At 73.0% G+C, this 20,246-nt stretch carries 21 protein-coding genes; 13 read left to right on the top strand and 8 right to left on the bottom strand.

Features of this window, described 5'->3' with window-relative positions:
- Positions 1-41: 41 nt before the first annotated feature.
- Positions 42-416, bottom strand: coding sequence for a nuclear transport factor 2 family protein (locus ABD948_RS11570; RefSeq protein ID WP_345265877.1), 375 nt, complete (start codon positions 414-416; stop codon positions 42-44).
- Positions 417-515: 99 nt separating this feature from the next.
- Positions 516-911 carry a hypothetical protein gene (locus ABD948_RS11565; RefSeq protein WP_345265875.1) on the bottom strand — a complete coding sequence of 132 codons (396 nt, stop codon included), beginning with the start codon at positions 909-911 and terminating at the stop codon, positions 516-518.
- A 137-nt stretch (positions 912-1,048) separates the two neighbouring features.
- On the opposite strand from ABD948_RS11565, the gene menB reads away from it, so the two are divergent.
- Positions 1,049-1,909, top strand: a complete 861-nt coding sequence (gene menB, locus ABD948_RS11560; protein WP_425576571.1) for a 1,4-dihydroxy-2-naphthoyl-CoA synthase — start codon at positions 1,049-1,051, stop codon at positions 1,907-1,909.
- A gap of 132 nt (positions 1,910-2,041) precedes the next feature.
- Here menB and ABD948_RS11555 read toward each other — a convergent pair whose 3' ends face one another.
- Complete coding sequence (locus ABD948_RS11555) at positions 2,042-3,130, bottom strand: alpha/beta fold hydrolase (protein ID WP_345265873.1); 1,089 nt, start codon at positions 3,128-3,130, stop codon at positions 2,042-2,044.
- Between the two features lie 252 nt (positions 3,131-3,382).
- Here ABD948_RS11555 and ABD948_RS11550 point away from each other — a divergent pair, with 252 nt between their 5' ends.
- The 11 genes from ABD948_RS11550 to ABD948_RS11500 all read left to right on the top strand — a co-directional run bounded on the left by ABD948_RS11550 (position 3,383) and on the right by ABD948_RS11500 (position 16,414).
- On the top strand, positions 3,383-4,357 hold the full coding sequence (locus ABD948_RS11550; RefSeq protein WP_345265871.1) for a LacI family DNA-binding transcriptional regulator: 975 nt from the start codon (positions 3,383-3,385) through the stop codon (positions 4,355-4,357).
- A 9-nt stretch (positions 4,358-4,366) separates the two neighbouring features.
- Positions 4,367-5,446: an aldose epimerase family protein gene (locus ABD948_RS11545; protein ID WP_345265869.1), complete on the top strand. Its 1,080-nt coding sequence runs from the start codon at positions 4,367-4,369 to the stop codon at positions 5,444-5,446.
- 168 nt (positions 5,447-5,614) lie between these two features.
- On the top strand, positions 5,615-6,619 hold the full coding sequence (locus tag ABD948_RS11540; RefSeq protein ID WP_345265867.1) for an ABC transporter substrate-binding protein: 1,005 nt from the start codon (positions 5,615-5,617) through the stop codon (positions 6,617-6,619).
- Positions 6,620-6,696: 77 nt separating this feature from the next.
- The gene (locus ABD948_RS11535; protein WP_345265865.1) at positions 6,697-8,304 is read left to right on the top strand and encodes a sugar ABC transporter ATP-binding protein; all 1,608 of its coding nucleotides are present in this window, start codon (positions 6,697-6,699) and stop codon (positions 8,302-8,304) included.
- The gene (locus tag ABD948_RS11530; protein ID WP_345265863.1) at positions 8,301-9,395 is read left to right on the top strand and encodes an ABC transporter permease; all 1,095 of its coding nucleotides are present in this window, start codon (positions 8,301-8,303) and stop codon (positions 9,393-9,395) included. The genes ABD948_RS11535 and ABD948_RS11530 overlap by 4 nt, the downstream gene beginning before the upstream one ends.
- Entirely contained in the window at positions 9,392-10,420 is a 1,029-nt protein-coding gene (gene yjfF / locus ABD948_RS11525) for a galactofuranose ABC transporter, permease protein YjfF (RefSeq protein WP_345265861.1), read from the top strand. Before ABD948_RS11530 ends, yjfF begins: the two co-directional genes overlap by 4 nt.
- A complete protein-coding gene (locus tag ABD948_RS11520) occupies positions 10,417-11,445 on the top strand; it encodes a LacI family DNA-binding transcriptional regulator (protein WP_345265859.1) in 1,029 nt (342 codons plus the stop codon). Before yjfF ends, ABD948_RS11520 begins: the two co-directional genes overlap by 4 nt.
- A gap of 1 nt (position 11,446) precedes the next feature.
- The gene (gene araB, locus ABD948_RS11515; RefSeq protein ID WP_345265857.1) at positions 11,447-13,126 is read left to right on the top strand and encodes a ribulokinase; all 1,680 of its coding nucleotides are present in this window, start codon (positions 11,447-11,449) and stop codon (positions 13,124-13,126) included.
- Positions 13,123-13,842 (top strand): L-ribulose-5-phosphate 4-epimerase, encoded by a 720-nt coding sequence (locus ABD948_RS11510; RefSeq protein ID WP_345265855.1) that lies wholly within the window; start codon positions 13,123-13,125, stop codon positions 13,840-13,842. Before araB ends, ABD948_RS11510 begins: the two co-directional genes overlap by 4 nt.
- Entirely contained in the window at positions 13,839-15,365 is a 1,527-nt protein-coding gene (gene araA, locus ABD948_RS11505) for an L-arabinose isomerase (protein ID WP_345265853.1), read from the top strand. Before ABD948_RS11510 ends, araA begins: the two co-directional genes overlap by 4 nt.
- A 53-nt stretch (positions 15,366-15,418) precedes the next feature.
- Positions 15,419-16,414, top strand: a complete 996-nt coding sequence (locus tag ABD948_RS11500) for an aldo/keto reductase (protein WP_345265851.1) — start codon at positions 15,419-15,421, stop codon at positions 16,412-16,414.
- A gap of 220 nt (positions 16,415-16,634) precedes the next feature.
- Here ABD948_RS11500 and ABD948_RS11495 read toward each other — a convergent pair whose 3' ends face one another.
- The 5 genes from ABD948_RS11495 to ABD948_RS11475 all read right to left on the bottom strand — a co-directional run bounded on the left by ABD948_RS11495 (position 16,635) and on the right by ABD948_RS11475 (position 18,978).
- Positions 16,635-17,237 (bottom strand): flavin reductase family protein, encoded by a 603-nt coding sequence (locus tag ABD948_RS11495; protein WP_345265848.1) that lies wholly within the window; start codon positions 17,235-17,237, stop codon positions 16,635-16,637.
- A gap of 7 nt (positions 17,238-17,244) precedes the next feature.
- On the bottom strand, positions 17,245-17,751 hold the full coding sequence (locus ABD948_RS11490; RefSeq protein ID WP_345265846.1) for a VOC family protein: 507 nt from the start codon (positions 17,749-17,751) through the stop codon (positions 17,245-17,247).
- Positions 17,752-17,824: 73 nt separating this feature from the next.
- Positions 17,825-18,235, bottom strand: a complete 411-nt coding sequence (locus tag ABD948_RS11485; RefSeq protein WP_345265844.1) for a VOC family protein — start codon at positions 18,233-18,235, stop codon at positions 17,825-17,827.
- A 10-nt stretch (positions 18,236-18,245) separates the two neighbouring features.
- Positions 18,246-18,671, bottom strand: coding sequence for a helix-turn-helix transcriptional regulator (locus ABD948_RS11480; RefSeq protein WP_345265842.1), 426 nt, complete (start codon positions 18,669-18,671; stop codon positions 18,246-18,248).
- A 76-nt stretch (positions 18,672-18,747) separates the two neighbouring features.
- The gene (locus tag ABD948_RS11475) at positions 18,748-18,978 is read right to left on the bottom strand and encodes a hypothetical protein (RefSeq protein WP_345265840.1); all 231 of its coding nucleotides are present in this window, start codon (positions 18,976-18,978) and stop codon (positions 18,748-18,750) included.
- Positions 18,979-19,147: 169 nt separating this feature from the next.
- Here ABD948_RS11475 and ABD948_RS11470 point away from each other — a divergent pair, with 169 nt between their 5' ends.
- A complete protein-coding gene (locus tag ABD948_RS11470; protein ID WP_345265838.1) occupies positions 19,148-20,188 on the top strand; it encodes an exonuclease/endonuclease/phosphatase family protein in 1,041 nt (346 codons plus the stop codon).
- Positions 20,189-20,246: the final 58 nt, after the last annotated feature.

Below are 20,246 nucleotides of genomic sequence, written 5' to 3'. Positions count from 1 at the left end.
TGGCCGGCCTCGCACCTCGACCAGCGCGTGGATCGCCTGCGTCAGGAGACCTGCATGTCGGTGGCGCCCCAGAAGGCACGCATGCTGGTGATGCGGCCGTCGTCGTCGAAGGTCATCACGTCGATGGGGGCCAGGGTGTAGGTCTGGTCGCCAGCGCGGGTGACGAGCTCGAAGCAGAAGGCGGCCTCGCCGGCGGCGATGCGGGTGGTGAGCAGACGGCCCTCCTGCTCGAGGCCCTCGAGCGTCGCGTAGAACTCGCGGATCTGCTCGGGGGTGGTGCGCACCTCGCTGCCCACGGGGTCCTCGACGGTCGCGCCGGGCGCGAAGAGAGCGATGATCTCCTCGGCACTGCCGTGGGCCACGCGGTCGACATAGGTCTCGATGGTGGCGCGGATGGTCTCGTCGGTGGCGGTCACGGGCCCTCCGGATGAACTAGAACGTGTTCTCGGCAGCGCACCGTACCGCGGTGGCCGGGGGGAGGGCCACCGCGGCACGACGCCTGGGGGGAGGAGGGGTCAGGTCGCCGGTGCGCTCGACTCCTGGCACTTCTCGAGGCGCTCCCCGGCCTTGGCGACACGCTGCGCCTGGGCCTTGCGCTGCTGGGCAGCCCCCTGCTTGGCGTTCCTCGCGCGGGCCAGCGCGCGGCGGGCCTCGGCGCGCTCCCGCGCGGTGTCGGCCGCGGCGGCGCGCTTCGTGGCCTTGGCCACGCGCTCCTTCTGGCGCTCGAACACCGCGGTGAGCCGCTCGAGCGTGGCCTCGGCGCGATCGAGCTGCTTCTCCTGCTGGCTGCAGGCGGCGGGAGGGCCGGGCTCGCCGGCGGCGGAGGCGGTGGCAGGGGCGGCGACGCCGCCCAGGGCCAGGGCCAGGGCCGCGACGGCGCCGGCGCCGGCGGTGCGGGTGGTCAGCTGCATGGGGGGCACTCCTTCGTCACGTGGTGGTGCGGACGACGGCGACCTGTCACGAGCAGTCGGCTCCGTTACCTCCAGGCGCCACTGGTCTGGTCCGAGGTGCGGGCGGTCGGGCTGGAGCGCGATGAGACGATGAGGAGGTGAGCGACGCAGAATCCAGCACCCCCGACCAGCCCGAGCACACGGTGTGGCACGCCTCCGGCGAGTGGACCGACATCCGGTACGAGACCACCGACGACGGCATCGCCAAGATCACCATCGACCGGCCCGAGGTGCACAACGCCTTCCGGCCGCAGACCCTGGTCGAGGTCGACCGGGCACTCACCCTCGCTCGCGAGGACGAGTCGGTCGGCGTCATCATCCTGACCGGCGCCGGTGACCGCGCGTTCTGCTCCGGTGGCGACCAGCGCGTGCGCGGTGACTCCGGCTACAAGCTCGACGACGCCAGCACCGGCCGCTTCCACGTGACCGACCTGCACGTGGCGATGCGCCGCTGCCCCAAGCCGATCATCGCGATGGTGGCGGGGTGGGCGATCGGTGGCGGTCACGTGCTGCACCTGGTGTGCGACCTGACCATCGCCGCCGACAACGCCCGCTTCGGGCAGGTCGGGCCCAAGGTCGGGTCCTTCGACGGCGGCTACGGCGCCAGCATCCTCTCCGACCTGGTGGGCCCCAAGAAGGCCAAGGAGATCTGGATGCTGTGCCGGCAGTACGACGCCGAGCAGGCCATGGAGATGGGGCTGATCAACACCGTGGTCCCGCTGGCCGACCTCGAGGCCGAGACGCTGCGGTGGTGCCGCGAGATGCTGGAGAAGTCGCCCTGGGCGCTGCGTCTCTCCAAGCTCAGCTTCCACGCGCACGAGGACGGCTACGCCGGCATCCAGCAGCTGGCGCACGACGCCAACCTGCTCTTCTACGGCCAGGCCGAGGCCCAGGAGGGTCGCGACGCCTACAAGGAGAAGCGCGCCCCGGACTTCACGCAGTTCCCGCGCCGCCCCTGAGTCCCCGGCCGGGCGACTGCCCGCTGCGCGCCCGGGACGTCACACGGCGGACGGCAGCGGCGGGCGGCGTCGTCCGTGCGACGTCCCCGGCGTCCGAGAGCGGGCGTCCGGGGAGGTCCTGACCGGGCGCGGTCAGCGGCGTCCCAGCCAAGACAGCACGGCGGCACGGGTGCGGGGCGCCGAGCGCTCGAGCGGGAGCGCGCTGCCGGCGCCGGGCAGCGTCACGGGTGTGACGCGCCTGCTGCCGCGGAACATCCGGGCGGCTGCGGCCGCGGCCCCGGGGCGGACCCGGGCGTCGCGGCTGCCGTACATGACGAGCACCGGCACCTCGACCTGCGCGGCGGAGGTGCCGGAGCCGAGCAGGGCGGAGGGCAGGCTCGTGACGTCACCGCAGGGCGTGGCGTTGCGCAGGCGGGCGGCAGCGCGCTGCACCGCGGCGGGAGCGGTGACGAAGAGCAGCCGCCGGAAGGCGGTCGCGGAGCGGCCGTAGGCCGCGTAGGAGGCGCCGCGCAGGCAGGCGGCGGCCTGCTCCCGCGCCTGGGCGACGGCGGCACCCGAGCTGCTGACACCGGGCCACGACATCAGCACGAGACCCTCGGTGTCGTCGTAGCGGGCGGCTTCGAGCTGGGCGATCGTGGCGCCGGTGCCGTGACCGTGGACCACGATCCGCGTGGCGTGCGGCGGGTCCGTCCGGCGGTCGCCGGTGAAGCGGTAGTCGCCCGAGTAGAGCTTCTGGACGAGCTGGTGGAGCATCGTGGCCTGCGCGGCCAGGCAGGTGTCGTTGCCGTCGGCGAGCGGACTGCGGTCGTAGCCGAGGCGGTCGACGACGAGCGAGAGCTCGCCGCGCCGGCCGAGCTGGCCGGCGTAGTCGTAGCGCGGGGTGCGTCGCTGGTTCCAGAACCACGAGCCGGTGCCGGCGTCGTGCACCAGCACGTTGATCCGTCCCTCGCGACCGGTCCCCAGCACCCGCGAGCGCGGGCCGACCAGCCGGGCCCGCACGGTGTGAGGGCGCTGCTCGGGCGCGCAGGTCAGCAGGGTGTTGTCGGTGTTGACCAGCGAGAACTCGACGACGCGCGCGATGACGGGCTTGCGCCGCTCGGCAGCGGGCGCGGCGGGCGCGGACGGCGCGGCGGCGGAGGCGGCGGGAGCGAGCAGGCCGGTGCCGAGCAGGGTGGTGAGGGCAGCGGCCAGCAGGGAGGTGATCGCACGGTGGGGGGTCACGCCGTTGAACGTACGTCAATAGAGCGGTCGGTGACAGACCGTGGGTATGTGACGTTGGGTACGCGGCTGTCGGTCAAGCGGGGCCTGGCGCGTCCTGCCTGTGATCGCTCACATCGTTCCCGTGCCCGGAGCGACCGGGACCAGCGCCGCCCGCGCCGTGTGAGCGTGCGCACGGGGCCGTCCGGCCACTACCATCCGACGGTGGTGGAGCGCCGTGCACGTGAGGGTCGACGACCACCGAGCATGGCGGACGTGGCCCAGGCCGCCGGCGTCTCCCACCAGACCGTCTCGCGCGTGCTGAACGACTCCCCGCTGGTGCGCGACGACACCCGCGCCCGGGTCCAGGCCGCGATCGCGACGCTGGGGTACCGCCGCAACAACGCCGCCCGCCAGCTGGCCACCAACCGCTCCGGGCGCCTGGGCATGGTGGCGGCACACCTGGCTTACCACGGTCCGAGCATGGTGGCCGTGGGTGTCGTCGACGCCGCGCACGCCGCCGACTACGAGGTCTCGCTGGAGGGGCTGACCGAGCTGACTCCCGACGCCCTCGAGCGCGCGGTGGACCGGCTGCTCGGTCAGTCCGTGGAGGCCGTGGTGGTGGCGGTCGCCCACCGCGCCGCCCTGGAGCGGGCCCGCGCGCTGCGTCTGCCGGTGCCGGTGGTGCTGGCCCAGGGCGTCACCGAGGGCGACCGCCTCGCCGCCGGCATCGACCAGCACCTCGGTGCCCGGCGCGCCACCGAGCACCTCCTCGACCTCGGGCACCGGCGCGTGGCCCTGGTCTCGGGCCCGCTGGACTGGATCGAGGCCGAGCAGCGCCGCGACGGCTGGCAGCGCGTCCACGAGGAACGGGGCCTGCTCCCCGGGCCCGCGCTGCCGGGGGACTGGTCGGCGGCCAGCGGGTACGCCGCGGGGCGGCGCCTGGCCGTGGACCGCGAGGTGACGGCGGTCTTCGCCGCCAACGACGCGATGGCCCTCGGCGTGCTGAAGGCACTGCACGAGGCGGGCAGGCGCGTGCCCGAGGAGGTGAGCCTGGTGGGCTTCGACGACGAGCCCTCGGCCGCCTTCCTGTGGCCGGCCCTGACCACGGTGGCCCAAGAGTTCTCCGCGTTGGGGCGCACCGCGGTCGACCTGGCGTTGCGGGCCCTGGGCGGCGAGGGCGCGGCCACCGCTCCGCTCGTGGCTCCCGTGCTGGTGGTCCGCGACTCCACCGCGCCGCCCTCCCGGTAGCGTCCGCGGGTGCAGACGCGGGAGTTCGGTCAGACGGCGCAGGGTGAACCGGTCCACCTCCTGGAGGTGGGACGGGCACCCGGGGTGGTGCTGCGGCTGCTCACGCTCGGCGCCACGGTGCACGGGCTGGAGCTCACCGGCGGCGACGGGATCCGTCGCGACGTCGCGCTGGCCCACCCGGACGTGGCGGCCTACGAGGAGTCGGGGGACTACCTCGGCGGCACGATCGGCCGGTACGCCAACCGCATCGCGTTGGGCCTGGTGGAGCTGGAGGGCCGGACGGTGCGGCTGGGGACCCACGACCGCGGCCACCACCTGCACGGAGGCCCGCACGGCTTCGACACCCGCGTGTGGCAGGTGCTGGACGGGCCCACGCTGGGGCACCCGGACGCGGACCCGGCCCCGGGCGCCGAGCGGGTGACCCTCGGCCTGGAGAGCCCGGACGGCGACCAGGGCTACCCGGGCCGGATGTGGGCGGAGGTGACCTTCGAGGCCGCCCCCGACGGCCTGGCCGTCTGGTTCGCGGCGGTCGCCGACGCCCCCACGCTGGCCAACCTGACCAGCCACCTCTACCTCAACCTGGAGGGGGCGGGCAGTGGCACCGTGGACGACCACGTGCTCACCGTTCCCGCCGCGCGCTACACCCCCGTCGACTCGACCGGCATCCCGCTCGGTGAGCACGAGCCCGTCGAGGGCACCCCCTTCGACCTGCGCGGGGGTGCGCGGATCGGTGACGTGGTGCGGTCCGGTGCGCCGCAGGTGGTGGCCGCGCGAGGGCTCGACCACAACCTGGTGCCCGAGGGCGCAGGGTGGCGCGAGGTCGCGCGGCTGGCCTCGCCGCGCACGCGCACGGCCGTCGTGCTCAGCAGCGACCAGCCGGGTCTGCAGGTCTACACCGGCAACTTCCTCGACGGCGCCAGCCCGGCCCGCGGGGGCGGCACGCACCGGCAGGGCGACGGCGTCGCGCTGGAGCCCCAGCTGCACCCCGACACCCCCCACCGCGCTCCCGGCCCCGACTGGCCGAGCGCGGTGCTGCTCCCCGGCCGGACCTACCGCGCCGCGCTGGCCTGGCGGGTCGTCGTCGACTAGTGCGTGGCGGGCTGGACCCGCTCGTGGGCGGAGAGTGAGCGCTCACATTTTGCTCGGGAGATTTCGACGGACGGTCTTGACGCCGAGGAATGTTAGCGCTCACACTCGCTCCAGTGACACCGGTCACAGGGGCTGAGAGGCCCCAGGAGATCTGGAGGAAGACCAGTGGTGAAGAAGACCCTGATCGCCGCGAGCACGCTCTCGCTGTGCGCCTTGACGCTCAGCGCCTGCGGTGGCGGTGACTCCGCCGCGGGCTCGGGCGGCAACGGCGGGAGTGACGGCACGATCACCATGGGCTTCGCCCAGGTGGGTGCCGAGAGCGGGTGGCGCACGGCCAACACCGACTCGATCAAGCAGAGCGCGGAGGACGCCGGCGTCGAGCTGCAGTTCTCCGACGCGCAGCAGAAGCAGGAGAACCAGATCTCGGCGATCCGGACCTACATCCAGCAGAAGGTCGACGTCATCGCCTTCAGCCCGGTCGTGGAGACCGGGTGGGACGCGGTGCTCCAGGAGGCCAAGGCCGCCGGCATCCCGGTGATCCTCACCGACCGTGCCGTCGACGTGCAGGACGACAGCCTCTACGTCACCTTCCTCGGCTCCGACTTCGTCGAGGAGGGCCAGAAGGCCGGGCAGTGGCTGGTCGACAACGCGGCGGAGGCCGACGCCGACGGCGACGGCGACGTCAACGTCGTCGAGCTGCAGGGCACCACCGGTGCCGCCCCCGCGATCGACCGCAAGGAGGGCTTCGAGGAGGTGATCGCCGACGACGACACCATCTCGATCTCCCAGTCCCAGACCGGCGACTTCACCCGCGACGGCGGCAAGCAGGTCATGGAGGCCTTCCTGCAGAACGAGCCCGAGGGCATCGACGTCGTCTACGCCCACAACGACGACATGGGCCTCGGCGCGATCGAGGCGATCGAGGCCGCCGGCCTCACGCCCGGCGAGGACATCAAGATCATCACCGTCGACGCGGTCAAGGACGGCATGCAGGCCCTGGCCGACGGCAAGATCAACTTCATCGTCGAGTGCAACCCGCTGCTCGGTCCCCAGCTGATGGAGCTGGCCGAGAAGGTCGTCGCCGGCGAGGAGGTCGAGTCCCGCGTCGTCACGGAGGAGACGACCTTCACCCAGGAGCAGGCCGCCGAGGCGCTGCCCGACCGGCAGTACTGAGCCGGCCCCCCGCGACGCCGGACCGTGCGCGACCCGCGCGGTCCGGCGTCACCCACGCACCACATCCGGGAGCATCCATGACGCAGACCACGCCCGAGACGGGCGTCCCGACGACGCCCGTGGCGACCCGCGCCGCCGAGGCGGTGCCGGTCGTGGAGATGCGCGACATCTCCATCACCTTCGGCAGCGTCCGCGCCCTCGACGACGTGAGCCTGCGCCTGTTCCCCGGCGAGGTGCACGCGCTGATGGGCGAGAACGGCGCCGGCAAGTCGACGATCATCAAGGCGCTCACCGGCGTGTACGCCGTCGACGCCGGCACGGTGCTGGTCGAGGGCCGCGAGCGCAGCTTCGCCTCGCCCGCCCAGGCCCAGGACGCCGGCATCAGCACCGTGTACCAGGAGGTCAACCTGGTGCCCGACCTGACCGTGGCCGAGAACATGATGCTCGGTCGTGAGCCGCGCCGCCTGGGAACGATCCGGGTGCGCGAGATGAACCGACGCGCACAGGCCACGCTCGAGCGGCTGGGCCTGGACCTCGACCCGCGCTCCCTGCTGGGCGAGCACCCGATCGCGGTGCAGCAGCTGGTCGCCATCGCGCGTGCCGTCGACGTCGACGCCCGCGTCCTGGTGCTCGACGAGCCCACCTCCAGCCTGGACGCCGACGAGGTCGCGACGCTCTTCTCGTTGATGCGGCGGCTGCGCGCGGAGGGCACGGCCATCGTGTTCGTCTCGCACTTCCTCGACCAGATCTACGAGATCTCCGACCGGATGACGGTCCTGCGCAACGGCCGCCTGGTCGCGGAGCGGATGGTCGCCGAGACCACCCAGCTGGAGCTGGTGCAGCTGATGATCGGCCGCGAGCTCGAGGTCCTCGAGCGGCTCGACCGGGCCCCTGCCACCGAGCGCAGCGAGGCCGGCCCGCCGGTGCTGCAGGCAGTCGGACTCGGCCGCCGCGGCGTGCTCGAGGCCACCGACCTCACCGTCCACGAGGGCGAGGTGATCGGTGTCGCCGGTCTGCTCGGCTCGGGACGCACCGAGCTGGCACGGCTGCTGTTCGGCGCCGACACCGCCGACACCGGTGAGGTGCAGGTGCGCTCCACCCGGCGTCGCCTGCGCAGCCCGCGCCACGCCATCGACCGCGGCATCGCGTTCTCGAGCGAGGACCGCAAGAGCGAGGGCATCATCGGCGACCTGACGGTGGCCGACAACATGCTGCTGGCCCTGCAGGCCTCGCGCGGGTGGTTGCGCCCGGTGCCCGCCGCCCAGCGCACCGAGTTGGTGACGCGCTACATCGAGGCGCTCGACATCCGCCCGGCCGACCCGCAGGCGCTGATGCGCAACCTCTCCGGCGGCAACCAGCAGAAGGTGCTGCTGGCCCGCTGGCTGATCACCGAGCCCGAGCTGCTCATCCTCGACGAGCCCACCCGCGGCATCGACATCGGCGCCAAGGCCCAGATCCAGGCCCTGGTGGCGGAGCTGGCCCAGCAGGGGATGGGGGTCGTCTTCATCTCCGCCGAGCTGGAGGAGGTGCTGCGCCTGGCCGACCGGCTGGTCGTCATGCGCGACCGCCGCAAGATCGAGGAGCGCCTGAACGAGGGCACGACGGTCGCGGACGTGCTGGAGATCATCGCCGGCGAGGTGCGCCCCGAGCAGCGCCCCACGAGCGACCAGGAGGCCAGCGCATGAGCGCGCCCACGACCGAGCCCGTGCCGGCGGCCACCCCGCCCCCGGTCGCCCCGCCCCCGGTGCCGCCGCAGCGCGCGCGCCTGCTGGCCAGCCCGCTGGTGTGGCCGCTGCTGGCCCTGGCCGTGCTGCTGGCCGTCAACGTGGCCGGCAACCCCGACTTCCTCGACGTGCGCCTGCAGGACGGGCACCTGTTCGGCAGCGTCATCGACATCATCCGCAACAGTGCCCCGGTCATGCTGGTCGCGATCGGCATGACCCTGGTGATCGCCACCCGCGGCATCGACCTGTCGGTGGGTGCCGTCGCCGCCATCGCGGCGTCGGTGGCCTGCGTGCACATGGCCGGCAGCCCGCAGGAGGGCGCGGCCGCCACGGCGGTGCTCGGCATCGCGATGGCGCTCGCCGTCGCCGTGCTGCTCGGGCTGTGGAACGGCTTCCTGGTCAGCGTGATCGGCATCCAGCCGATCATCGCCACGCTCGTGCTCCTGGTCTCCGGACGAGGACTGGCGATGCTGATCAGCGACGGCCAGATCACCACCGTCACCAACGCCACCTTCGAGGGTCTCGCGTCCGGCTTCGTGCTCACTCTGCCGATCGCCTTCGTGCTGGCGCTGGCCGTGTACGCCCTCGCGGCGCTCGTCACCCGGCGCACCGCGCTCGGGATGCTGATCGAGGCGGTCGGCATCAACCCCGAGGCCAGCCGCCTCGCCGGCGTCCGGGCCCGCACGCTCACCTGGATCGCCTACGTCTTCTGCGGTGTCTGCGCCGGCCTGGCCGGGCTGGTCATCGCGGCCAACACCAACTCGGTCAACGCCAACAGCCTCGGGCAGTGGATCGAGCTCGACGCGATCCTCGCCGTCGTGATCGGCGGCACCTCGCTGGCCGGCGGTCGGTTCTCCCTCACCGGCACCGTCATCGGCGCCCTGTTCATCGCCACCCTGAGCCGCACCATCACCAGCATCGGCATCCCGGCCGAGGCCAACTACCTCTTCAAGGCGCTGGTGGTGATCGCGGTGTGCCTGCTCCAGTCGCCCCGGGCGCGAGCGGTCCTGCGGGTGCGCCGACCCAGCCCCGCACGGAAGGCAGCCCGATGAGCGCCCCCACGACGACGCGACCGCCGGTCGCCGGTGAGCCCGCCGCCCCGGGTCCCTGGAGCCGCGTGCTCCGGTGGAGCCCGTCGGGCCGGTACCTGCCGGTCATCGCCACCGGGGTCCTGTTCCTCACCATGTTCGGCGCCGGCGGCCTGCGCTACGAGGGGTTCGTCGACCCCCAGAACTTCCTGAGCCTCTTCCTCGACAACGCCTTCCTGATCGTGCTGGCCGTGGGGATGACCTTCGTGATCCTGACCGGGGGCATCGACCTCTCGGTGGGCTCGGTCGTGGCGCTCTCGACGATGATCGCCGCCACGACCCTGGAGGCGGGGTGGTCGGTGCCCGCCGCGATGGTCGCGGTGCTCGTGGTGGCCACCTCCCTCGGGCTGCTGATGGGCGTGCTGGTGCAGCACCTGCAGATCCAGCCGTTCATCGCGACGCTCGCAGGCCTGTTCCTCGCCCGCGGGATCTGCTTCATGATCAGCGCCGAGTCGGTGCCGATCAGCAACCCCGAGTTCCTGGAGCTCTCGTTCACCCCGATCGCGCTGCCGGGCGGCTACTTCATCCGCTGGTCGGTGGTCATCGCGCTGGTGGTCGTGTCCGTGGCGGTCTGGGTGCTGGCCCGCACCCGCTTCGGACGCACCGTCTACGCCGTCGGCAGCAACGAGGGCTCCGCGGTGCTGATGGGCCTCGCGGTCGCGCGCACCAAGGTGGCCGTGTACGCCATCAGCGGCTTCTGCGCGGGCGTCGGCGGGATCCTGTTCACGCTCTACACACCCTCGGGCAACAGCCTGCACGCCGTCGGCATGGAGCTGGACGCGATCGCGGCCGTCGTCATCGGCGGCACGCTGCTCACCGGCGGCCGGGGACTGGTGATCGGCTCCGTGCTCGGCGTGCTGGTGCTGGGCACCATCAAGTCCTTCATCGTCTTCGAGAACCTCAACTCGTGGTGGACCCGCATCGTCGTGGGCGTGCTCGTGCTGGTGTTCGTCGTCATCCAGCGCCTGCTGACCCGGCGGCGCACGTGACCGCGGCCCCTGCCCGCACCCCCGTCATGGCCGATGTCGCCAAGCTGGCCGGCGTCTCTCACCAGACCGTGTCGCGCGTGGTCAACGGGCAGCCCAACCTGCGGCCCGAGACCCGCACCCGCGTCGAGGAGGCCATCCGCCTGCTCGGCTACCGGCCGAACCCGGCGGCGCGGGCGCTCGTCACGCGGCGTACCGCCACCATCGGCGTCATCGGGACGCGCAGCGGCTACTGGGGTCCCAGCACGGTGCACCGCACCATCCAGGCGGCGGGTCGCGAGGCCGGGTACTTCGTCAGCTCGGTCAACCTCCCGACGCTCGAGCACGCAGCCGTCGTCGACGCGGTCGAGCACCTGCGCGACCAGGGTGTCGAGGGTGTCGTGCTGATCGCGGCCACCGACGAGGCGCTCGCAGTGGCCCGGGCCCAGCACGCCCTCGGCCTGCCGGTCGTGGTGGTCGAGGGGGACGAGTCGGCCGCACCGCTGAGCGTCGGGGTCGACCAGGTCGCCGGCGCCGAGCTGGCCGTGCGCCACCTGGTGGGGCTCGGCCACACCCAGGTGCTGCACGTGGCGGGTCCGCAGAGCTGGACCGAGGCCCGCGCCCGGCTGCTGGGGTACCGGACCGCGCTGTACGACGCCGGCCTGCGACCCCTGGAGCACCTGGCCGGCGACTGGTCGGCGCGGAGCGGCTTCGAGGCCGGCACCGGGCTCCTCGGGCGCGACGACGTCACGGCCGTGTTCTGCGCCAACGACCAGATGGCCCTCGGCCTGCTGTGCGCGCTGGCCGAGCACGTGCTGCGCGTGCCCGAGGACATCAGCGTCGTGGGCTTCGACGACATCCCCGAGGCCGCCTACCTGATCCCCCCGCTGACCACGGTGCGCCAGGACTTCACGGCGGTCGGTCGGCGCGCCATCGAGACCCTGCAGGCCGCGATCGCCCGGGTCCCCGCGCCCGGCCGACTCATCGATCCCGAGCTCGTGGTGCGCGCCAGCACCGCTCCGCCCCGTCCGACCAGGAGGAACCGCTGAGATGCACCGCTACGTCGTAGGAGTCGACTTCGGCACCCTCTCGGGCCGCGCCGTCGTGGTGCGGGTCGCGGACGGCGCCGAGCTGGGCTCCGCCGTGCACGAGTACGCCCACGGGGTCCTGGAAGAGGCCCTGCCCGGCAACGGTCGGCTGCTGCCGCCCGACTGGGCGCTGCAGGTGCCCGAGGACTACCGCGAGGTGCTGCGCCACGCGGTGCCCGAGGCCGTGCGTGCCGCCGGTGTCGACGCCAGCGAGGTCGTGGGCATCGCCACCGACTTCACCGCCTGCACCATGGTGCCCGTGCTGGCCGACGGCACCCCGCTGTGCGAGGTCCCCGACTACCGGGACCGACCGCACGCCTACGTGAAGCTGTGGAAGCACCACGCTGCGCAGGCTCAGGCCGACCGGATCAACCGCCTCGCCGAGCAGCGGCACGAGCCGTGGCTCGGCCGCTACGGCGGGCTCATCTCCTCCGAGTGGGAGTTCGCCAAGGGTCTCCAGCTCTTCGAGGAGGACCGCGAGCTGTACGACCTCACCGAGCACTGGGTGGAGGCCGCCGACTGGATCGTGTGGCAGCTGTGCGGTCGCTACGTGCGCAACGCCTGCACCGCCGGCTACAAGGGCATCTACCAGGACGGCGCCTACCCGGGCCCGGACTTCCTCGAGGAGCTCGCCCCCGGCTTCTCGGGCTTCGTCCCCGAGAAGCTGGAGCACGAGATCGGTCAGCTCGGCCAGCGTGCCGGCACGCTCGGCGCCGAGGCCGCGGCGTGGACCGGCCTGCCCGCGGGCATCGCGGTGGCGGTCGGCAACGTCGACGCCCACGTGACCGCGCCCGCGGCGCAGGCCACCGCACCGGGCCAGATGGTCGCCATCATGGGCACCTCGACCTGCCACGTGATGAGTGCCGACGTCCTGCGCGAGGTGCCCGGCATGTGCGGTGTCGTCGACGGCGGCATCGTCGCCGGGTCTTGGGGCTACGAGGCCGGCCAGAGCGGCGTCGGCGACATCTTCGGGTGGTTCACCCGCACCGGCGTCCCCGCGGACTACGCGCGGGCCGCGGAGACGGCCGGCGAGGGCCTGCACGAGCACCTCACCCGGCTCGCCGCCGGCCAGGAGGTGGGGGAGCACGGCCTGGTGGCCCTGGACTGGCACAGCGGTAACCGCTCGGTGCTCGTGGACCACGAGCTCTCGGGGGTGCTCGTGGGCCTGACCCTCGCCACCCGGCCCGAGGAGATCTACCGGGCACTGCTCGAGGCGACCGCCTTCGGGACCCGGGTGATCGTGGAGACGTTCCGCGAGAGCGGCGTGCCGGTGGAGGAGTTGGTGATCGCCGGTGGTCTGGCCAAGAACGAGCTCCTGATGCAGATCTACGCCGACGTGACCCGGTTGCCGCTCTCGGTGATCGACTCCGAGCAGGGCCCCGCCCTCGGGTCCGCCATCCACGCCGCGGTGGCCGCCGGCTGCTACGACGACGTCCCCAGCGCCGCCAAGTCCATGGGCCGGGTGCGCCGCGGCGTCCACCTGCCCGACGAGGAGCGCGCGCAGGCCTACGACGCGCTGTTCGCCGAGTACCGCCACCTGCACGACCACTTCGGCCGCGAGGTGCCGGCCATGCGCCGCCTGCGCGCCGTCCGGCGGGCCGCGGTCGCTCGTCGTCACGACCGGGAGGGGAGCACGGCATGAGCGTCCTGACCGACGTCGCCACGACGATCCACGACCTGCGCCGCGAGGTGTGCGTGCTGCACGAGCAGCTGACCCGCTACCAGCTGGTGGTGTGGACGGCGGGCAACGTCAGCGCGCGGGTGCCCGGCCACGCGCTGATGGTGATCAAGCCCAGCGGGGTCTCCTACGACGACCTGACCCCGGAGAACATGGTGGTCTGCGACCTGGAGGGGCGGGTCGTCGACGGCGACCTCGCGCCCTCCTCCGACACCCAGGCACAGGCCTACGTCTACCGCGAGATGCCCCACGTGGGCGGCGTCGTCCACACCCACTCCACCTACGCCACCGCGTGGGCCGCGCGCGGCGAGCCCGTGCCGTGCGTGCTCACCATGTGCGCCGACGAGTTCGGCGGCGAGATCCCCGTGGGTCCGTTCGCCGTCATCGGCGACGACTCGATCGGGCGCGGCATCGTCGAGACGCTGCGCGGCAGCCGCTCGCCCGCGGTGCTCATGCGCAACCACGGCGTCTTCTCCGTGGGGCCCTCCGCCCGGGCCGCCGTCAAGGCGGCCGTGATGGCCGAGGACGTCGCGCGCACCGTGCACGTCGCCCGGCAGCTGGGCGAGCCGCTGCCGATCGAGCCCCCCGTGGTCGATGCGCTCTTCGACCGCTACCAGAACGTCTACGGCCAGGCCCCCCAGCAGACCCATCAGACCCAGCAGGAAGGCACCACCCCGTGACCACCTCCGACCAGCCGGCCCTCCCCGAGATCTGGTTCCTCACCGGCAGCCAGGCCCTGTACGGCCCCGAGACCCTCGACCAGGTGGCCGCGCAGTCCCGCGCGATCGCCGACCGGCTCGCCGCGCGGCTCGCCGAGGAGCACCACCTGGCCGTCCGGGTCGTCTGGCAGCCGGTCCTGCTCGACGCCGTCGCCATCCAGCGCCGCATGCTCGAGGCCAACAGCGCGCCCGAGTGCGTCGGCGTGGTCACCTGGATGCACACGTTCTCGCCCGCCAAGATGTGGATCGCCGGGCTCGACGCGCTCGACAAGCCGCTGCTGCACCTGCACACGCAGGCCGGCATGGAGCTGCCGTGGTCGACGATCGACATGGACTTCATGAACCTCAACCAGGCCGCGCACGGCGACCGCGAGTACGGCTACATCCAGAGCCGGCTCGGCGTCGCGCGCAAGACCGTGGCCGGCCACGTCGACTCGCCCGAGGTGACGCGCCGCGCCGCGACGTGGGTGCGGGCCGCGCTCGGACGCCACGAGCTGCGCCGGCTGCGACTGGTGCGGTTCGGCGACAACATGCGCGACGTCGCCGTCACCGACGGCGACAAGGTCGAGGCCCAGCTGCGCTTCGGCGTCTCGGTCAACACCTTCGGCGTCAACGACCTCGTGCACGTCGTCGACGAGGTGGCGCCCGACGAGATCGACAAGCTGGTCGTCGAGTACACCGACCTCTACCGCGTGGCGCCCGCGCTGCTCCCGGGCGCCGACCGGCACGATTCGCTGCGCTACGGGGCGCGCGTCGAGCTGGGCCTGCGGCGCTTCCTCACCGAGGGCGGCTTCGGCGCCTTCACCACCAACTTCGAGGACCTCGGTGGTCTGCGGCAGCTGCCCGGCCTGGCCGTGCAGCGCCTGATGGCCGAGGGGTACGGCTTCGGCGGCGAGGGCGACTGGAAGACCTCGGTGCTGCTGCGCGGCATGAAGACGATGGCGGCCGGGATGCCCGGCGGCACCTCCTTCATGGAGGACTACACCTACCACCTGGTGCCGGGCGAGGAGAAGATCCTCGGCGCCCACATGCTCGAGGTGTGCCCCAGCATCACCGACCAGCAGCCCTCGCTGGAGGTGCACCCCCTGAGCATCGGTGGCCGCGAGGACCCGGTGCGCCTGCGGTTCACGGCCTCCCCGGCCGCCGGCGTCGTCGCGGGTCTCTCCGACCTGGGCGACCGGTTCCGGCTCACGCTCAACGAGATCGACGTCGTCGAGCCGGACGAGGCGCTGCCGCGGCTCCCCGTGGCGTGCGCCGTGTGGGAGCCTCGCCCCTCGCTGGCCACCTCGGCGGAGTCGTGGCTGATGGCCGGTGCGCCCCACCACACCGTGCTCTCGACGGCGATCGGCACCGAGGTGGTCGAGGACTTCGCCGAGATGACCGGCACCGAGCTGCTGGTCATCGACGACGCCACCACCCCCCGCTCCTTCCAGCGCGAGCTGCGCTGGAACGCCGCCTACCACCGGCTCGCTCGCGGGCTCTGACAGACCGTCGGACCGGCACGACCCGCCCACCACCTGCCTGCGAGGATCGCCCCATGGAGCACAACACCCTCGGCCGCACCGGCCGACCCGTGTCCGTCATCGGCCTCGGCACCTGGCAGCTGGGTGCCGACTGGGGCGACGTCAGCGAGGCCGACGCCCGCGAGGTGCTCGAGGCCTCGGCCGAGGCCGGCGTGACCTTCTACGACACCGCCGACGTGTACGGCGACGGGCGCAGCGAGCAGATCGTGGGTCGCTTCGCCGCCGACCACGCCGACGCCGACTTCACCGTCGTCACCAAGATGGGCCGGCGGATGGAGCAGGTGCCCGAGAACTACGTGGCCGAGAACTTCCGTGCCTGGACCGACCGCTCGCGCCGCAACCTGGGCGTCGACACCCTCCAGCTGGTGCAGCTGCACTGCCCGCCCTCGGAGGTGATCGAGTCCGACGCCACCTACGACGCCCTCGACGAGCTGGTCGCGTCCGGCGCCGTCGCCGCCTACGGCGTCAGCGTCGAGACCTGCGACCAGGCCCTCGCCGCGATCCGCCGCCCGGGTGTGGCCTCGGTGCAGATCATCCTCAACGCCTTCCGGCTCAAGCCGCTCGAGCAGGTCCTGCCCGCCGCCGCCGAGGCCGGCGTCGGCATCATCGCCCGGGTCCCGCTGGCCTCCGGGCTCCTGGCCGGCCGCTACGACACCTCCACGACCTTCCCCGAGAACGACCACCGCACCTTCAACCGCGACGGCGGCGCCTTCGACGTCGGCGAGACCTTCTCCGGGGTGGGTTGGGAGCGCGGGCTGGCAGCTGCGGAGGAGTTCACCAACCTGGTGCGGGCCGAGCTGCCCGAGGGCACGACGCCGGCGCAGGCCGCCATCGCCTGGTGCTGGCAGCAGCCCGGCTGCACCACCGTCATCCCCGGCGCCCGCTCGGCCGAGCAGGCGCGCGCCAACGCCGCCGCAGGTGGGCTGGAGCCGTTGCCCGAGTCGTTCCTCGACGGGGTGCGCGACCTCTACGACGCCCGCATCCGGGAGGCCGTGCACAGCCGCTGGTGAGCGGTGCTCTCTCCCCGGTGGTCGAGTAGGCCGGCGGCGAGCCTGCGAGACGCCGGGCGTACCGAGACCGGGCGGGGCAGGTGCCCTCCGGTGACCCTGAGTGGTGCGGTGGGTCGGTCGGGTCGCGGGATCTCGGTAGCGCCGTCCCTCGTTCCTCGGGCCGGCGCTACTCGATCACCGGGTGGTGCCGTCCCTGGTTCCTGGGACCGGTGCTACTCGATCACCGAGCAGCGACGTCGTCGGGGGACTGGGGGCGCTGGCGGCTGACCACCTCGCCGGGCAGCGACCACAGCGGTCCGCCGAGGCGGGCGACCGGCGCCATCCGGGCGAAGTCGGGGTAGCGGTCGGCGACGACGGCGTCGTCGACGTGGATGCTCACCACCTCGCCGAGCACCAGCACCGAGGAGCCGAGGTCGACGGTGGAGTGCAGCCGACACTCCAGCGCGGCCGGGCTCTCGGCGACCCGCGGCGGTGCGACCCGCGCGGAAGGCGCCATCGAGAGCCCCACCTGCTCCGCCTCGTCGACGCCGTGATCGAACGGCGCGCTGGTGTCGTTGACGTGCTCCATCAACGGCTCGGTGGCCATGCTGACGGTGAACTCGCGGGTCTCGAGCACGTTGCGCAGGGTGTCCTTGCGGCCGATGGAGGCGAAGGCCACGATCGGGGGGTCCGCGCACACGACGGTGAAGAACGAGTGGGGCGCGAGGTTGCCGGCGCCCTCCGCGGAGAGCGTCGAGACCCACGCGATGGGGCGCGGGACGACGATCGACGTCAGGTAGGCGTAGGCGTTGACGTCGGGGTCGGTGGGGTCGAGGTCGCTCACCGGGTGCTCAGAGGACCTGGTCGCCGTACATCTCGCCGAGCGGGTCGGCGATGATCTCGATGCGCGCGCCGTCGGGGTCGCGGAAGTACGCCGAGACCTCGCTGTGGATCACGTACTCGACGCCGGCCTCGTCGAGCTTGCCCACCAGGTGGCGCCAACGCTCGGGCTCCACCGAGATGGCCACGTGGTGCAGGCCGCCGAGCACCTCGGCGTAGGGCCCGACGTCGAGGCCGGGGAAGTCGAAGAACGCCAGCAGGTTGGAGTTGCCGATGTTGAAGAAGAAGTGCGAGCTGCCCGGGTAGTCGCGGTTCTCGATCAGCTCGGTGAGCGGGAACTCCAGCACGCCCTGGTAGAAGCCGATGGTGCGCTCGACGTCGCCGCTGATCAGCGCGGTGTGGTGCAGGCCGCGGCCCGCGCTGGCCGGGCGCTCGCCGGCCGGCTGGCAGTACTGCTGGCGCAGGGACTCGCGGGTCTCGGCGAGGCGGGCAGCCTCGGTGGCATCGGGCTGGGACATGGGGCCTCCTGGGGTGGGCGGACGTGCTGGCTCGAATGTAGCGACGCCGCACCACCCGCGAGGATCCCCGCCCTCACGCGAGCTGGTTGATCCGCAGCAGGTTGCCGGCGGGGTCGCGGATCGCGCAGTCGCGCACGCCGTAGTCCTGGTCGGTCGGCTCCTGCAGCACCTCGGCGCCGGCGGCCTCGAGACGCGCGAACGTGGCGTCGAGGTCGTCGGTGGCCAGGGTGACGGCCCCGTAGCTGCCCTTGGCCACCAGGTCGAGAACCACGCGCCGCTCCTCCTCGGTGATCGTCGGGTCGGCGACCGCGGGCTGGAGGACGATCGAGGTCTGCGGCTGCTCGGCCGGGCCGACGGTGATCCATCGCCACTCACCACCCCCGACGTCGTTGCGCACCTCGAAGCCGAGCACGTCGCGGTAGAAGGTCAGCGACGCCTCGGCGTCGGTGTGGGGCAGGAAGGCGTAGGCGATCTGGAGGCTCATGCCAGCGACGCTAGTGCGCGCTCGTCCCCGGCGCTTCTCCGTTCCTGACCGGTTCGGAACGGGGGGTGCGGACCGGCCGGGTGGCCTGCCGGATGAGGCAGGGTGGCGCGCCGGGCAGGTGGCCGGTCAGGCCGTCGACGGCGGCGCGGGCGCGGTACTCGCTCGGCGAGCAGCCCACCAGCTCGGAGAAGCGGGTGCTGAAGGTGCCGAGCGACCCGTACCCGACGGCGAAGCAGACCTCGGTGACGCCGAGGTCGCCACGGCGCAGCAGCGTCATCGCCCGCTCGATGCGTCGTGTCATCAGGTAGGAGTAGGGCGACTCGCCGTAGGCGCGCTTGAACTCCCGACTCAGGTGACCGGCCGACAGCCCGACCTCCGCCGCCAGCCCGGGGACGTCGAGAGGCTCGGCGTGGCTGCGGTCGATGCGGTCGCGCACCCGGCGCAGCAGCGTCAGGTCACGCGCCCGGCGTCGCTCGGCCTCGGTGAGAATGCCCGCGTCGTCCCGGGAGGCCTCAGGGGTGGTGGTGACGCGAGGTGAAGTCCTCGGGCTCGCTGTCGATGAGGTAGTTGCGGTCCTTCTCGATGCCCGCGACCATCCGCTGGACCCAGGCGTCGTCGGTGGTCTCGATGTCGCGCTCGGCGAGCATCATGCGCAGGTAGTCGGCGAGGTCGGTCTCGCCGGCGTCGTGGGCGACCGAGGTGGAGTCCACCGCGGCCTGCAGGTCGGCGTCGTAGGTGGCCATGGGCGGACGGTACCCGGTGTGGGCCCGGTCACCACGCGCCGCTCCTGTTCACCGCCGACACGCGATCGGGCTCCCGGGCGACGCCCTCGCCCCCCACTACCGTGACGGTCACACCCGTATCACCTGCCCCACCAGCCCCCGCCCGCCTGCGACGACCGAGGAGCCCGCCGTGCCCGCGTGGACCGGTCCGCCCCGATCGCTGATCGTGGCCACCGTGGCGGCGTTCGTGCTGGCGCCCATCGTCAGCTCGGCCGGCCAGGACGCGGAACCCCCGAGCGGGTCGAGCGCCGCGGAGCAGGCGTCGCTGAGCTCCGGCACGACGACGAGCCCCACCGACCCGACGAGCCCGACCGCCCCCCTTCCGCCGCGCCAGGCCGAGCCTGCCCCGGTCGAGGCCGAGGCGGCGGAGCCTGCCGAGCCCGTGGTCGTGCCGCGCACGATCGGCGTCGCCACCTTCAACCAGTTCCGCAAGCTCACGCCCGAGCAGCTGACCTCCGATGCCCGGGCTCTGGCCCGCAACCCGCGCGCCGACATCATCGGCTGGCAGGAGGCGTGGGACACCCGCGGCATCCTGCGCGACCTCGGCGAGCTCGGGTGGAGCACCCGCAGCTTCCCGCGCGGGGCCAAGGAGCTCTCGGTCTCGTGGCGCACGAAGGACTTCACCTTCGTGGGCGCCGAGCAGCGGCAGGTGGCCCGCGGCGTCGACGACGGCACCGGCCGCTACCCCTTCGGCGACCGGTGGGCGATCCGGGTGACGCTGCGCGACAAGGCGAGCGGCGAGCTGATCTCGGTGCTCAACACCCACCTCCCGCAGGCGATCGAGGACCTCGAGAACCCGGGCCGCTGGGCGCTCACCTACAACTCCGCCCGCGCCCGCACCCAGCTGACCCGCCTCGCGCGGATGTGGGGCCAGGCGCCGGGGCGCTGGGTCGTGGGCACCGGCGACTACAACGTGGACGCCGGCGCCGAGCGCCGCGTGCGCCCCGAGGGCGGACTCTCCGACGTCTTCGCCGGGCGCGCGGTCTCCTCCTACGCGGTGCTGGGCACCGACGTCGCCGACACCCACCCGGTGAGCGGGCGCCACATCGACTACGTGCACGTGAGCAAGAAGTCGCTCTCCCGCGGGCGGGTGGCGTTCGCGGCCCACTGGGCGGTCACGGGGCTGAACTCGGACCACCGGGCGCTGCTGGCCCGGCTGCGCCTCTCCTGACCGACGCCCCGGGACTCCCGGCACCCCTCGTCGGCGCGACGAGCCGCACCTCACCCTG

The sequence above is a fragment of the Nocardioides nanhaiensis genome (genome assembly GCF_039542785.1).
Classification (GTDB): Bacteria; Actinomycetota; Actinomycetes; order Propionibacteriales; family Nocardioidaceae; genus Nocardioides; species Nocardioides nanhaiensis.
The sequence above is the reverse complement of the archived record's forward strand: the minus strand, read 5'-3'. Positions and strand labels throughout refer to the sequence as shown.

Coding starts and splice junctions, on each gene's coding strand:
- ABD948_RS11565 (WP_345265875.1), bottom strand. CDS start 911: ATGCAGCTGACCACCCGCACCGCCGGCGCCGGCGCCGTCGCGGCCCTG.
- ABD948_RS11535 (WP_345265865.1), top strand. CDS start 6,697: ATGACGCAGACCACGCCCGAGACGGGCGTCCCGACGACGCCCGTGGCG.
- ABD948_RS11530 (WP_345265863.1), top strand. CDS start 8,301: ATGAGCGCGCCCACGACCGAGCCCGTGCCGGCGGCCACCCCGCCCCCG.
- yjfF (WP_345265861.1), top strand. CDS start 9,392: ATGAGCGCCCCCACGACGACGCGACCGCCGGTCGCCGGTGAGCCCGCC.
- araB (WP_345265857.1), top strand. CDS start 11,447: ATGCACCGCTACGTCGTAGGAGTCGACTTCGGCACCCTCTCGGGCCGC.
- ABD948_RS11510 (WP_345265855.1), top strand. CDS start 13,123: ATGAGCGTCCTGACCGACGTCGCCACGACGATCCACGACCTGCGCCGC.
- ABD948_RS11500 (WP_345265851.1), top strand. CDS start 15,419: ATGGAGCACAACACCCTCGGCCGCACCGGCCGACCCGTGTCCGTCATC.
- ABD948_RS11490 (WP_345265846.1), bottom strand. CDS start 17,751: ATGTCCCAGCCCGATGCCACCGAGGCTGCCCGCCTCGCCGAGACCCGC.
- ABD948_RS11485 (WP_345265844.1), bottom strand. CDS start 18,235: ATGAGCCTCCAGATCGCCTACGCCTTCCTGCCCCACACCGACGCCGAG.
- ABD948_RS11475 (WP_345265840.1), bottom strand. CDS start 18,978: ATGGCCACCTACGACGCCGACCTGCAGGCCGCGGTGGACTCCACCTCG.